Annotated in this window: 13 protein-coding genes and 1 tRNA gene; 6 read left to right on the top strand and 8 right to left on the bottom strand. The window is 66.3% G+C overall.

Features of this window, described 5'->3' with window-relative positions; all coding sequences use genetic code 11:
* Positions 1–39 precede the first annotated feature (39 nt).
* Together QCE88_RS11035 and QCE88_RS11030 are read right to left on the bottom strand one after the other, a co-directional pair.
* Entirely contained in the window at positions 40–621 is a 582-nt protein-coding gene (locus QCE88_RS11035; protein ID WP_309901760.1) for a peptidylprolyl isomerase, read from the bottom strand.
* Between the two features lie 221 nt (positions 622–842).
* Positions 843–1640 (bottom strand): tetratricopeptide repeat protein, encoded by a 798-nt coding sequence (locus tag QCE88_RS11030; protein WP_309901759.1) that lies wholly within the window; start codon positions 1638–1640, stop codon positions 843–845.
* Positions 1641–2140: 500 nt separating this feature from the next.
* Between QCE88_RS11030 and cysS the strand changes: the two genes are divergently transcribed.
* From cysS to QCE88_RS11000, 6 genes are all read left to right on the top strand, one after another.
* On the top strand, positions 2141–3538 hold the full coding sequence (gene cysS / locus QCE88_RS11025; RefSeq protein ID WP_309901756.1) for a cysteine--tRNA ligase: 1398 nt from the start codon (positions 2141–2143) through the stop codon (positions 3536–3538).
* 47 nt (positions 3539–3585) lie between these two features.
* Complete coding sequence (locus QCE88_RS11020; RefSeq protein WP_309901753.1) at positions 3586–4620, top strand: DNA-3-methyladenine glycosylase; 1035 nt, start codon at positions 3586–3588, stop codon at positions 4618–4620.
* Positions 4621–4770: 150 nt separating this feature from the next.
* Positions 4771–5742 carry an acetyl-CoA carboxylase carboxyltransferase subunit alpha gene (locus tag QCE88_RS11015; protein WP_309901750.1) on the top strand — a complete coding sequence of 324 codons (972 nt, stop codon included), beginning with the start codon at positions 4771–4773 and terminating at the stop codon, positions 5740–5742.
* A 54-nt stretch (positions 5743–5796) separates the two neighbouring features.
* Positions 5797–7224 (top strand): tRNA lysidine(34) synthetase TilS, encoded by a 1428-nt coding sequence (gene tilS, locus QCE88_RS11010; RefSeq protein WP_309901748.1) that lies wholly within the window; start codon positions 5797–5799, stop codon positions 7222–7224.
* 339 nt (positions 7225–7563) lie between these two features.
* Entirely contained in the window at positions 7564–8814 is a 1251-nt protein-coding gene (locus QCE88_RS11005; protein ID WP_309808778.1) for an aspartate kinase, read from the top strand.
* Positions 8815–8977: 163 nt separating this feature from the next.
* Positions 8978–9071, top strand: a tRNA-Ser gene (locus QCE88_RS11000).
* Positions 9072–9202: 131 nt separating this feature from the next.
* On the opposite strand, the gene QCE88_RS10995 is transcribed toward QCE88_RS11000, so the two are convergent.
* The 6 genes from QCE88_RS10995 to QCE88_RS10970 all read right to left on the bottom strand — a co-directional run bounded on the left by QCE88_RS10995 (position 9203) and on the right by QCE88_RS10970 (position 13641).
* Complete coding sequence (locus QCE88_RS10995; RefSeq protein ID WP_309901746.1) at positions 9203–9970, bottom strand: M48 family metallopeptidase; 768 nt, start codon at positions 9968–9970, stop codon at positions 9203–9205.
* A gap of 156 nt (positions 9971–10126) precedes the next feature.
* On the bottom strand, positions 10127–11074 hold the full coding sequence (locus QCE88_RS10990; RefSeq protein WP_309901744.1) for a malonate decarboxylase subunit epsilon: 948 nt from the start codon (positions 11072–11074) through the stop codon (positions 10127–10129).
* Positions 11059–11688 carry a malonate decarboxylase holo-ACP synthase gene (locus QCE88_RS10985; protein WP_309903522.1) on the bottom strand — a complete coding sequence of 210 codons (630 nt, stop codon included), beginning with the start codon at positions 11686–11688 and terminating at the stop codon, positions 11059–11061. Before QCE88_RS10985 ends, QCE88_RS10990 begins: the two co-directional genes overlap by 16 nt.
* A complete protein-coding gene (gene mdcE / locus QCE88_RS10980) occupies positions 11688–12503 on the bottom strand; it encodes a biotin-independent malonate decarboxylase subunit gamma (RefSeq protein WP_309901742.1) in 816 nt (271 codons plus the stop codon). Before mdcE ends, QCE88_RS10985 begins: the two co-directional genes overlap by 1 nt.
* Complete coding sequence (locus tag QCE88_RS10975) at positions 12500–13342, bottom strand: biotin-independent malonate decarboxylase subunit beta (RefSeq protein WP_309901740.1); 843 nt, start codon at positions 13340–13342, stop codon at positions 12500–12502. Before QCE88_RS10975 ends, mdcE begins: the two co-directional genes overlap by 4 nt.
* Positions 13339–13641 (bottom strand): malonate decarboxylase subunit delta, encoded by a 303-nt coding sequence (locus QCE88_RS10970; protein ID WP_309808767.1) that lies wholly within the window; start codon positions 13639–13641, stop codon positions 13339–13341. The genes QCE88_RS10975 and QCE88_RS10970 overlap by 4 nt, the downstream gene beginning before the upstream one ends.
* Between the last annotated feature and the right edge of the window lie 10 nt (positions 13642–13651).

Below are 13651 nucleotides of genomic sequence, written 5' to 3'. Positions count from 1 at the left end.
CGCGGCGTGCCGTACCACGGACGCGAAGGGCGTTGCGTATTACTGCGAGACCACGCTGGCCGATTCGATCACGACCGGCTTCTGCGGCACGTCCTGCATCGGGCCGCGCGTAGTGGTCGGGCTTCCTTCGATCTTCTTCACGACATCCATCCCGCCGACGACCTTGCCGAACACGGCATAGCCGTTGCCGTCCGGGCTCGGATAGTCGAGACCCGCATTATCGACCGTATTGATGAAGAACTGGGCCGTGGCCGAATTCGGGTCGCTGGTGCGCGCCATCGCGAGGGTGCCCGTCAGGTTCTTCAGGCCGTTCTTGCTTTCGAGCGGAATCGGCGCGCGCGTGGGCTTCTCAGCAAAACTCGTGCTAAACCCGCCGCCCTGGATCATGAAACCCGGAATCACGCGATGAAAGATCGTGCCGCTGTATTGACCGGACTTCACGTAGCTCAGAAAGTTCGCCACGGTCTTCGGCGCCTTTTCGGGATACAGCTCGACCTTGATGTCGCCTTGCGTGGTCTTGAGGAGCACGGTGGGGTGCGCCGCCTGTGCGTTGGGCTGGGCGAACGACGGCGCGCTCGCGATCAGGGCAGCGCTCGACAGCGCCAGCATCAGGAATTTCATGAAGGATCGATCCTCGTGTGGTGAATGCAATGCGTCAGCCGCGGCAATCTGTTTGCGAAACGAGCGCGCCGGAGTCGTGCCGGAGGCGCGCCGGGATCGCACCCGAAGCGCCGCGAGGCGACAGCTTACCGTGCGCGCCGCGCCGGATGCCGAACCGGCGCGTGTCCAGCGTCGTGTGCTCAGTGCTGCGTGTTCAGTGCCGCGTACTCAAGGCTGCGTACTCAAGGCTGCGCGTTCGGCGCGATGTAGGGCGTGCTCGGCAGCGGGCTGCTCGGGCCGCCGAAGGGCGAGTAATCGTCGGGCGAGGGCATGGTCGAGGTCGCGCTGCTTCCTGATGTCGTCCCCGAAGTTGTCCCCGAAGCCGGCGCCCATTCGTCAGCCGGACCGCGCGCGGCAGCGGCCCCCGAGGCGCCCGATGCCGCCGCGGCCGCGGCCCCGCGCTTGCGCGCCGGCGGCGTATAGATGCTCTGGATCGCCGTGATGCGCTGCGCCGTGAGCGGGCTCTTCGAGCCGAGCGTCTGCGCGCGCTTGTACGACTCGCTCGCGAGCCGCAGGTACAGGTCGCCGAGATTGTCGTAGGCGAGCGCATAGCCGGGGTTCGCCTTCACCGCGGTTTCGAGCGCGACGCGCGCGTCGTCGTAGCGGCCCTTCTTCGCATAGAGCGCGGCCAGGTTGTTGTACGGCTCTGGCAATTCGGGATAGGCCTGCGTGAGCTCGGTGAATGCGGCGATGGCGTCGTCGTCGCGGTTCAGGCGGGCGAGCACGGTGGCGCGCTTGAACTTCGCCTGGACGTCGCGCGGATGGCTCGCGATGCGCGCGTCGAGTTGCGTGAGCGCCGCGCTCCAGTCCTTGTTCGCAATCGCCGAGTCGATTTGCGGCGTATCGTCGCGCGTGGCGGGCGAGGTCTGCGCGAACGCGGCGCCCGGGACGCCGATGCAGAGCGCAACCACGGCGAGCGAGCGCGCCGCGAATGCACCGAGGGTCGCGGGCACGAGCCTGCGGGAGAGTGGCGAAGCCATGCGCGCTGAGCGATGAGTCACTTGGGATCGATTCAATGAATGATGCTGCGAAGGATGCCGGAAAGCGGCGAAAGCGTGCGGCAAAAAACCGGCGGCCGCTTCGGCGCACGGACCGTGACGGAGTCTGAAACAATCCCCTCGGCGGGTGCTTCGAACGGGCTTGGCGCCCGGCCCGGAACGCGCCTTGCGAGGCCCGCTGCCCGGCCGCCTGGGGTTTTCATAGGCTCAAGTCCCGGTGTTATACTCCGACCCATTCTAACAAAAGGTCTGCACGTCCCGCGCACGCATCTTGCCCCTTGTCTCCGGGTTCGTTCCCGCGAGCAATGCATGCGGCGCCGAGTCCAGACTTTCCTTTGCCACTCGTGGCCGTGTCCGTCCAGGTCGCATGACCGTCGTGTTCGCGCTCGCGTGTGGGTCTCGTCCGCTCCCCGTACACGCCGCTCTCGTGCACGCCGTCCTTACCCGGCACACGGTGATTTCCGTTCTACGTTTTGCCTTCTATGAACTCGCTGCGCATCTACAACACGCTCGCCCGTGACAAGCAAACCTTCACGCCGCTTCGCGCCGGCGAGGTGCGCATGTATGTCTGCGGAATGACGGTGTATGACTACTGTCACATCGGTCATGCGCGCGTGATGGTGGTGTTCGACATCGTGCAGCGCTGGCTGCGCGCGCTCGGCTACAAGGTCACGTACGTGCAGAACATCACGGACATCGACGACAAGATCATTCGTCGCGCCGTGGAGAACAACGAGCCGATCAAGGCGCTCACGCATCGCTTCATCGAGGCCATGCATGAAGATGCGGCGGCGCTCGGCATCGCGCGGCCGGACCTCGAACCGCGCGCGACCGACTACATTCCGCAGATGCTCGGCATGATCGATGCATTGCAGTCGAACGGCTATGCCTACCAGGCGAAGGACGGCGACGTGAACTTCGCGGTGCGCAAGTTCGCCGACTACGGCAAGCTGTCCGGCAAGTCGATCGAGGACCTGCGCGCCGGCGAGCGCGTCGCCGCGAACGATGCGAAGGAAGACCCGCTCGACTTCGTGCTGTGGAAGCAGGCGAAGGCAGACGAGCCCGCCGATTCCGGCTGGGAGTCGCGCTGGGGCCGCGGCCGTCCGGGCTGGCACATCGAATGTTCGGCAATGGGCTGCACGCTGCTCGGCGATCAGTTCGACATCCACGGCGGTGGACAGGACCTGCAGTTTCCGCATCACGAGAACGAGATTGCGCAGAGCGAAGGCGCGACGGGCAAGACCTTCGTGAATTACTGGATGCACAACGGCTACGTGCAGATCGACAACGAGAAGATGTCGAAGTCGCTCGGCAACTTCTTCACGATCCGCGAAGTGCTGAAGAAATTCGATGCCGAAGTGGTGCGCTTCTTTATTGCACGGGCACACTATCGTTCGCCGCTGAACTACAGCGACGTGCACATCGACGACGCCCGCAACGGACTCACGAGGCTGTACACGGCGTTGAAGGATGTCGAGCCGGACAATCAGCCACTTGACTGGAACGAGCCGAACGCGCAGCGTTTCCAGTCAGCAATGAACGATGATTACAACACGCCGCTGGCGGTATCCGTGCTGTTCGATCTCGCGGGCCAGGTGAACCGCTCGCGCGACCCGGCGTCCGCCCGTCAGCTGAAGGGTCTCGCCGGCGTGCTCGGTCTGCTCGTGCGCGAGCCGCGCGTGTTCCTGCAGCAGGCCGCGGGCACGGGCGAGGCGCCGGGACTGACGCCGCAGGAGATCGAAGCGAAGATCGCCGGGCGCGTCGCCGCCAAGCAGGCGAAGAACTATGCCGAAGCAGACCGGATTCGCGCTGAATTGCTCGAAGCCGGTATTGCCCTTGAAGACAAACCGGGTGGGTCGACCGAATGGCGCCGCGTCTGAACGCGGACCTTCGAACCCTCTGATCGACTCACCAGGCAGGAGGCACGATGGCAACGGCCAGGAAGACGCCGGTCAAACGACCCGCGTCTGTTAGCGATGCGTCGCGCGCAATGAAGCGCACGCGCGTCGCGCGAACGGAAACACACGTGGACGGTCAGGCTGCAACGGACACGCGCAAGATCGACGGCGCGGGCGCGGTGAACGGCCGCAAGAGCGCGCTCAAGCGCGCGGACGGCGGCAAGCCTGCCATCGATGTGACGCGCGCCGCGAAAGCCGCGCCTGCGCGCACCAACGGTGCCGCAGGGTCCGCGCGCGCCGCTAAGGCCAACGGCCGCGCCGCGGACGACCCGCACGCGCAGGCGCTCGTGCCCGACACGCGCGAGGGCGAGATCGTCCGCAAGTCGCACGTCGTCACCGCCGACGCGGTGAAGCCGGTGCAGATCGGCGGCCTCACGCGCGAAGCCGTGCGTCCCGACTACTGGGATCGCGCGTGTGCAGACCTGATGAAGCGCGATCGCATTCTCAAGAAGCTGATCCCGAAATTCGGCGAGATTCATCTCGTCAATCTGGGCGATCCGTTCTCGACGCTCGCACGTTCCGTCGCGGGTCAGCAGATCTCGACGAAAGCCGCGCAGGCCATCTGGGAACGCGTGAAGACCGCGTGTCCGGAAATTCATCCCGCGCGCTTCATCCGGCTCGGCCACGACAAGTTGCAGGCGTGCGGCCTGTCGCGGCGCAAGGCCGAATACATTCTCGATCTCGCGCAGCATTTCGAGAACGGCGCGCTGCACGTCGACGCGTGGACCTCGATGGACGACGAAGCCGTGATCGCCGAACTCACGCAGATTCGCGGCATCGGCCGCTGGACGGCGGAGATGTTCCTGATCTTCAACCTGTCGCGCCCGGACGTGCTGCCGCTCGACGACCTCGGCCTGATCCAGGCGATCAGCGTCAACTATTTCAGCGGCGAACCGGTCACGCGCAGCGAGGCGCGCGAAGTGGCGGCGAACTGGGAGCCGTGGCGCACCGTCGCGACCTGGTACATGTGGCGCAGCCTCAATCCGATCCCGGCCGATCACTAGACACGACTCAAGGACGCGCGCAGGGGCGCGCGTGGCAGGCGCGCAAGGGTGAACTATCGTTGCTTTATAATCGATAGTTCCCGCGCGAATTTTAGAGGGACGGACGCGGTTAGAATACGCGCTGCCCGATGTTTCCCAGGACTCGAACACATGAAGACCACGTTTCTGGATTTCGAGCAGCCGATCGCTGAACTCGAAGCGAAAATCGAAGAACTCCGCTTCGTTCAGGACGATTCCGCTGTCGATATTTCGGAAGAAATCGAGCGGCTGTCGAAAAAGAGCCAGCAGCTTACGAAGGATCTCTACCAGAACCTGTCGCCCTGGCAGGTGTCGCAAATCGCGCGTCATCCGCAGCGTCCCTACACGCTCGACTACGTGAGCGAGCTGTTCACCGACTTCCACGAACTGCATGGCGACCGCTCCTTCGCGGACGACCTCGCGATTGTCGGCGGCTTCGCGCGTTTCAATGGCCAGCCGTGCATGGTGCTCGGCCATCAGAAGGGCCGCGACACGAAGGAACGCGCGCTGCGCAACTTCGGCATGCCGCGTCCGGAAGGCTATCGCAAGGCCGAGCGCCTGATGCGCACGGCCGAGAAGTTCAACCTGCCGATCTTCACGTTCGTCGATACGCCGGGCGCGTATCCGGGCATCGGCGCGGAAGAGCGCGGCCAGTCGGAAGCCATCGGCCGCAATCTGTATGTGATGGCCGAGCTCAAGACGCCGATCATCACGACGATCATCGGCGAAGGCGGTTCCGGCGGCGCGCTGGCCGTGGCGGTCGCGGACGTGGTCATGATGCTGCAGTTCTCCACCTATTCGGTGATCTCGCCGGAAGGCTGCGCGTCGATTCTCTGGAAGAGCGCGGCCAAGGCGCCGGAAGCGGCCGAGGCGCTCGGTCTCACCGCGCATCGCCTGAAGGCGCTCGGTCTCATCGACAAGATCATCAACGAGCCGCTCGGCGGCGCGCATCGCGATCCGAAGGGCATGGCCGCGCTGCTGCGCCGCGGACTCGCCGATTCGCTGCGCCAGTTCCAGGGCATGAGCGCGACCGAACTGCGCGATCGCCGCTTCGACAAGTTGATGGCCTACGGCAAGTTCAAGGAAACGATCCCGGGCGCGTAAGCGGCCTGAGGCATCTTTCCGCATCGCCATTCCTTCCTCACTCACGAATCCATCGTGACCTCCGACCGTGACACGCCCGCCGGCCGCCTCGTGATCGAGACGGTACGCGCGGCGGTTGCGGACGCGGCGCTTCCCGCACATGCTGTTCTTGCCGTCGCGCTCAGCGGCGGGCTCGATTCCACCGTGCTTCTCGATGCCGCCGTGCGCTGCTTCGGCGCGGCGCGGGTTGTCGCGTTCCATGTGCACCATGGGTTGAGCCTGAATGCCGACGCGTGGGACGCGCATTGCGAGCGCTTCGCGGCGTCGCTCGGCGTGAGCTATGCGGTGCGTCGGGTCGAGGTGGCGCGCGCGGGTGGCGAAAGCCTCGAAGCGGCGGCGCGCGACGCCCGATATCGCGCACTGGACGCTTTGTGCGACGAGTACGGCGCGGCTGCGCTGCTGATCGCCCATCACGCCGACGACCAGGCCGAGACCGTGCTGCTGCAATTGCTGCGGGGCGCGGGCGTCGCGGGTCTTGCGGCGATGGCCCCGCAGCATGCGAACGGCGCCGTCGCGCGTCTGCGACCGCTGCTGCGGCTGTTGCGCGCGCAGCTCGAACAGTATGCGCACGAGCGCGACCTGAGCTGGATCGACGACGAATCCAACGCCGACACCCGCTACGCGCGCAACGCGCTGCGGCACGACGTGCTGCCGGTGCTGGCGGTGCATTTTCCGGGCTTTCGCGATGCGCTCGCGCGCACGGCGTCGCATGCGGCGTCCGCGCAGCGTTTGCTGGATCAACTGGCGCGCATCGATCTCGCGCAGGCGGCGCATGACGACGAGCCGGATGCGCTCAGGCTCGACGCCTTGCTCGCGCTGGAACCCGAGCGCGCGATCAATCTGATGCGTCACTGGATTCGCGCGTGCGGGTTGCAGGCGGCATCGACGGCGCGCATCGCCGACATGCTGCGTCAGCTGCGCGACACCGCCGCCGCGCGCGACGGTCATGCGTTGCGGGTCGATCACGCGGGCCATTGCTTGCGTGCGTATCGCAACGCGCTCTTCTGGGAAACCGGCGACAGCGCCGATGCACCCGATCTCGACGCAGGCGCGAGCGCACCGAGAAACGCAGTGGAATGGGAATGGCAGGGCGAAGAAGTCTGGCGCCTGCCGCAATGGCGCGGCTCGTTCGTGTTCGAACCCGTGGCCGCGCCCGACGGCGACGTCGTGGGCGAGGGCGTGCTGCGCGCCGCGCCGCTCGTTGCGCGCTCGCGGGCGGGCGGCGAGCGCATGCGCGTGGCGGCCGAAGCGCCGAGCCGCACGCTCAAGAACCTGTTTCAGGAGCGTGGCGTACCGGCCTGGAAGCGCGACGTGCCGTTGCTGTTCATCGGCGAGGCACTGCTCTATGTGCCGCACCTCGGCGTGAACCGCGAGGCGGCGCCGGCCGCGGCGCACGGGCCGCTGCGACGCATCTCCTGGCGGCCGGATCTGCTGCTTGCGTGAACCCGACGAACGACACGCGCCAGAAGCGGTAAAACCGTCCGCGCCGCCGCTGCGCCTTGTAATTTCAGTCTCGATCGGGTACGGTAACTCGTTTTCGCCCAGCGTGTTTTTGCGCGGCAACGCCGTTCAAAAGACCCGAATTCGTCCGCAACCACGCACCCGTGCGCGCCGCTCCTGATCGCAACCTGATCCAGTCGAGTCGGCGGGCAGGCGGCAGCGCCCCCCGCATCGAGCTGGCTTCACCATCCCCCGAAGTCCTGCGAAGCGCCGTGGCGCGCGTATCGAGCGCTCTCGCGTTGGCGCGTGAAGCGCGGTTTTCCCTTCAGTTCAAGAACGACAATGGCACTCATCGTACACAAATACGGCGGCACTTCGATGGGCTCGGTCGAGCGCATCAAGAACGTCGCCAAGCGCGTCGCGAAATGGCATCGGGCTGGCCACAAGATGGTCGTCGTGCCCTCGGCGATGTCCGGCGAAACCAATCGCCTGCTCGGTCTCGCGCGAGACATCAAGGCGGACCCGGACCCGCGCGAACTCGACATGATTGCCTCCACCGGCGAACAGGTGAGCGTCGGGCTGCTGGCCATCGCACTGCACGCCGAAGGCCTCGAAGCCGTGAGTTATGCCGGCTGGCAAGTGCCGATCAGAACGGACAGCGCATTCACGAAAGCGCGCATCAGCGAAATCGACGGCGAGCGCGTGCTCAAGGATCTCGATGCCGGTAAGGTTGTCGTGATCACGGGCTTCCAGGGCGTCGATCCCGAAGGCCATATCGCGACGCTGGGCCGCGGCGGTTCGGATACGTCGGCGGTGGCGATCGCGGCGGCGATGAAAGCCGACGAGTGCCTCATCTATACCGACGTCGACGGCGTGTACACCACCGACCCGCGTGTGGTCGAAGAGGCGCGCCGGCTCGACCGCGTGACCTTTGAGGAAATGCTGGAAATGGCGAGCCTCGGCTCGAAGGTGCTGCAGATCCGTTCGGTGGAGTTTGCCGGCAAGTATCAGGTGAAGACGCGCGTGCTCTCCAGCCTGACCGATCCGCTGATGCCGCTCGACACCGAGATGCATTCCGGCACCCTGATCACTTTTGAAGAAGACGAGAACATGGAAAAAGCAGTCATCTCCGGCATCGCGTTCCAGCGCGACGAAGCGCGCATCGCGGTCATGGGCGTGCCCGACAAGCCGGGCGTCGCGTATCAGATCCTGGGCCCGGTCGCCGATGCGAACATCGACATCGACATGATCATCCAGAACCAGAGCGTGAACGGCAAGACCGACTTCACGTTCACCGTCGGCCGCGGCGACTACGCGCGCGCGCTCGAGATCCTGAACGGCCAGGTCAAGGGTCACGTGCAGGCGGAAACGGTGCTGGGCGACCCGAAGGTGTCGAAGGTGTCGGTGGTCGGCGTCGGCATGCGCTCGCATGTGGGCATCGCGAGCACGATGTTCCGCACGCTGTCGGAAGAGGGCATCAACATCCAGATGATCTCGACGTCCGAAATCAAGATCTCGGTGCTGATCGACGAGAAATACACCGAACTCGCCGTGCGCGCGCTGCACAAGGCGTTCGAGCTGGATCGGGCGTAAGCGCAGGGATGACCGGCGTGTGAAGGCTCGCGGGCCTTCTTGTTGCTGCATTCGGCGAAGCATGGCGATTTAAAAAAATCATCATGCGAATTTGACCGGCGTGAGCAGACACGCTATTATCTCGATCTCGTTGCGCTGCACTCCCGGCGTAACGGAAAGTTTGGGAGACGTGGCCGAGAGGTCGAAGGCACTCCCCTGCTAAGGGAGCATCTGGGCCAAAACCTGGATCGAGGGTTCGAATCCCTCCGTCTCCGCCAGTGATGGCGGAAAAAGCCCCGCAAGGTTAAAAGCTTGCGGGGCTTTTTGTTTTTGGGCCTTCCGGCGTCGCCCGGCGTTGATCAAGATTCCGAAACGATCGCCGATCGTGTCGCATCGACCCTGCGCGACCTCACTTCCCCGACGCCAGCCGCTCCTGAATATGCTTCGCCCGCGCCGGCGAAGACGGGTGCGAAGCAAGCAGGCTCGACTGCCCGCCATCGATCGACGCGAGCTTCTGAAACGCCGTCACCAGACCCGCCGGGCTATAGCCTTTCTTCTTTTGCGTGTCGAACGAGTAATCGTCCGCGGCGCTTTCCTGCGCCTGCGAGAACTGCGCATTGACGAACTTCTCGGTCAGATCGCCGAGTTGCGATCCGGAAAGACTGGCGATCATCCCCGAGCCCGACGCCGCCACCGAGCGCGCCGCCGACGTCGCATACGCCACCTGCATCGCGCGCTTCGTGTGGCCCAGCGCGACGTGTCCCATCTCGTGGCCGACCACGCCGCGTACTTCGTCGTCGTTCATCAGGTCCATGAGGCCGCTGTAGACGCGCACGCACCCGTTCGCCATGGCCCAGGCATTGACGTCCTTCGTCATGTAGACCTTGTAGTTCACCGGCACGCCGTTGATGTTGTTGCCAAGCTGCGTGGCGATCTTGTCGAGCCGTTGCGTGTACGGACTGTTGGCCGGCGCGATCTGGTTCTCCTTGTCCATCTGCGCGCAGGACTTGTCCGACAGCGTGCGCACGTCGCCATCGCTCAGCGTGAGCGCCTGGGACGCAAGCTGCCCCGACTGAGCGAGGGAGGTTGGATCGAAACCGCTCACTCCGCTGCACGAAGCGAGCAGGGCGGCGGCGGACGCAGCGGACGCGACAACGCCCAGGCGAAAGAGTGTCATCTTGGTCTTCTCTCAGGTTGCAGGTTGTGGATCGAGGTTCGCCCGGGTCGCAGCAGGCGGACGGGCGAGATGGAATGCTCGAGGGTGATCGACTCGTCGATCCGTCGAAAATTCCAAAACTTTTACAAAACCTGACAATGAGAAGACGGAGCGGGGTCAGTCCTGCCGCTGGCGGCACGCGGCGCGGATGCGGGCGGCGGCGCTCGCGACGGATCCGGCCTCCAGCGCGATCGATGCCGCTTCAGGCAGCGCGTCGGCTGCGAGCGACGTGAGCGTGCGGCCCGGCGGCATTTCGACGAACACCTTCATGCCGAGCTCCGATAGCGCGACGGTCGAATCATGCCAGCGCACCGGATAACGCAGATTGGTGGCGAGGTCGTCGCGGATGGCATCGGCGCTGCGCAGCACGCGCGCGCCACGATTGCCGACATAGGGGATGCGTGGCTGATCGACGCGCACCGTGCGCGCCGCTTCGATGAGGCGAATGGATGCGTCCTCCATCAGCACGCAATGCGACGGCACGCTGACGGCGAGCCGCTCTGCCTTGCGCGCGCCGCGCGACAGCACGACGTCGCGAATCGTCGCGAGCGCATCGTCGCCGCCCGACAGCACGATCTGGCGCGGCGCGTTCAGATTGCCGATCCACACCGCGGCGCCGCTTTCGTCGATTGCACGCGTCATCTCGCGCTCGTCCAGTCCGAGCACCGCGAGCATGCCGTAACCGTGCGGACAGGCGTTCTCCATCAGCTGCGCGCGCAGTTGCACGAGCCTGAGCGCAGCGGCAAACTCGAGCGCACCTGCCACGACCGCCGCGCCATACGCGCCGACCGACAGGCCGGCCACGGCGTCCGGTGCGATGCCTTCGTCAGCGAGCGCGCGTGCCGCCGCCACGCCGGAGACCACGAGCGTCACCTGTACCGCGATGGTCGAAGCGAGCGCCGTGGCAGTGTCGAGCGAAAGGACGTCGACACCGAGCGCGTCCGACGCTTCCTCGATGGTTCGGGCAAGCAAAGGATGCGGATCGGCGCCGCCGAGCCGATGAAGAAAGTCCGGCGTCTGCGCGCCTTGTCCGGGAAACAGATACGCGATCATGACGCGGCCCACGGATCGTCGACGAGACGCGGGCCCGCGGGGTGACGCAGCATCACACGCAGCTGCGGACGCGCGTATTCGGCAAGCGAGAACGCGGCTTCAGGCGTTTCAATCTGCACGTCGATGCGCGTGCCGCTCTGCTGCGCCGCGTGCGAAAGAGCATCGAAGAGCGCGGCGGCGTCGTTGCGCGGCAGCGGCGTGTCGGCGCGCACGACGAGGTCGAGATCGCTCGCCGGCGTGACGGTCGGCACACCGCTCGCGAGTTCGAAACCCGCGCTGCCGGCCGGTCCCCAGCGCAGCGCGCGATCGTCGAGCATGCCGGCGATGTCGCGCATCAGCGTGAACGCGGGAAGCTCACGCCGGGCGGATTCAGGCTCGCGTGTGCTCAGGTCTTCAGGCGTGAATATCGCCCCGATCCAGCCGCTGTCCATCCACGTACCAAAGCGCTCGCCGCGCACGCTGCCGCGCACGCCTACCGCCAGCTTTCCGTTATCCGGAGGCGCGCGCCGCACCACGACGAACGGCGCGCGCACAAGCGCCGCCGCGACCCAGCCGGGCGCGCCTTCAGGCGGCGGTGCGTCCGGTACGAGCCGCAGCAAGTCGTGCGGACGCGGCGCGTGCATCATCACGCGTGCCACTGCTCGCGCATGCGGCGACGCACCTCGATGGACGCCGCGCGTGTGCGCTGCGCATCGGCGGACGCGAGCCGGCTCGACAGGTCGCGCGGACCGTTGCGCGCATCGCGCACCGCCGCCGTGAGCGACGCCTGCACGCGCGCGATGTCGGCGGAAGAGGGCGCGTCGGCATCGATGCCTTCGAGCATTTCATGCAGCAAACCAAGCCTGGCATACGCGCTCATCTTGTAGGACATCGGCAGCACGGTGTCGCCGAGCGCGTCGAGGCTCTCGACGCTGCGCCGCGTGACGCGCGCCGCCGCTTCCTTGCCCATCGCGTGCACGGCGGTGCCGGGCGCATCGAGCGCGATGATGCGGTTGGCCTGATAGCCGTGCGCGAGATACGCGCCCGACATCGCCGGCCCGACGATCAGCGCGATCACCGGATGTCCGTCGAGCCGCGCGCTCGCGTAGGCATCGGCGGCGGCCGCGCAGGCGAGATGGACGCCCAGCAGTTCCTCGCGGCGTCCATAGGCCTGGCTCTTGACATCGACCACGGCGACGATCGGGCGCTTCACCGGCGCGTCGCGGTCGGCATCGATGAGCGCGCGCACGGCACGCGCGAGCAGCCAGCCCTGTTCGAGGCCGACGACGTTGTCGGTCGCGCGCGGGAAGCGGTTGCGCGGATCGGGTACGACGGCGATGAACGTGGCGCGCGCATCGTCGAGCCGGCCTTCGCGGACGCGCACCGGGCCGCTTTCATCGGGCAATGCAGCTTCGGCGAGCGCGTCCAGCCAGCGCGCGCCGCGTGAGAGGGTGTCGGTCATGATGTGCCCCACAGTTGACGCAAGGTATCGGGATCGATGGCGTCCGGATTCACTTCGGCCAGCCGCGCGAGATAGCCGTCGACGTCCTCGCTGCGATGCCGCTCCGGCACGCCGCGCTCGAATGCCGCGAGCACGGCCGCGCGCACCTCGCCGGTGTCGTCCTCGACCAGCGTATCCGCGAGCCCGACGGCCACGCGTTGCTCGCCGCCGATCATCGACCAGATGAGGCGGCGGTCGCTCGAATCGAGTTCCTCGATGCCCGCTTCCTGCTCGATGACTTCCGGCCCGTTCATGCCGAGCCGCGCCTGCCGTGTCATCACGAGTTCGGTGCAGAGCGCGGCCGCGAGCGACATGCCGCCGAAGCAGCCCACCATGCCGCCGATCACGCCGACCACCGGCACATGACGCCTGAGCGCGACGATCGCCGCATGAATTTCGGCGATGACCGCCAGCCCGAGATTCGCTTCCTGCAAGCGCACGCCGCCGGTCTCGAACAGCACGACCGGGCGCACCGGGCGTCCCGCTTCGATCTCGCTCGCCGCCATTTCGAGTGCCGCCGCGATCTTCGCGCCCGACACCTCGCCGATGCTGCCGCCCTGGAACGCGGGTTCGATCGCGGCGATCACGGCGGGTTCGCCGCCGAGAAGACCGCGCGCGATCACCACACCGTCATCGGCCTGACAGACGATGTCCTGCATCGCGAGCCACGGCGATTCGAGCCGGTCGAACGGACCGAGCAACTCACGGAAGCTGCCCGGGTCGAGCAGCGCGCGGGCGCGGTCGCGCGCGCCCATTTCGATGAAGCTGTGGCGCGCGAGAAAGGTGTCATGAGCATTCATGGCGCGTCTCCTTCGCTCGCTTCCACCGCTTCATTGAGCCGCAGCATCACGACGCCCGGCGTCGCGCCGAAGTCGTTCAGTTCGATCTTCGCCGCGCCGTCGTAGCGCTGGAAGAAGCGGTCGAGCACGCTCTTCCACACGTGTCCGTAACCATCGACGCTCGTGCGGATCACCACTTCCGCCTGCATCGAGTCCGACGGCGACAGCAGCACTTCCAGATCGCCCGAGCCGACCACGCCCACGTGCGCGCGGCGCGCGACGGGTCGCGTGGCGGGGTATTCGTATCGCATGTTTTCCATCGTTCGTTCC

It is taken from the genome of Caballeronia sp. LZ035 (assembly GCF_031451175.1).
Taxonomy (GTDB): Bacteria; Pseudomonadota; Gammaproteobacteria; order Burkholderiales; family Burkholderiaceae; genus Caballeronia.
The sequence above is the reverse complement of the archived record's forward strand: the minus strand, read 5'-3'. Positions and strand labels throughout refer to the sequence as shown.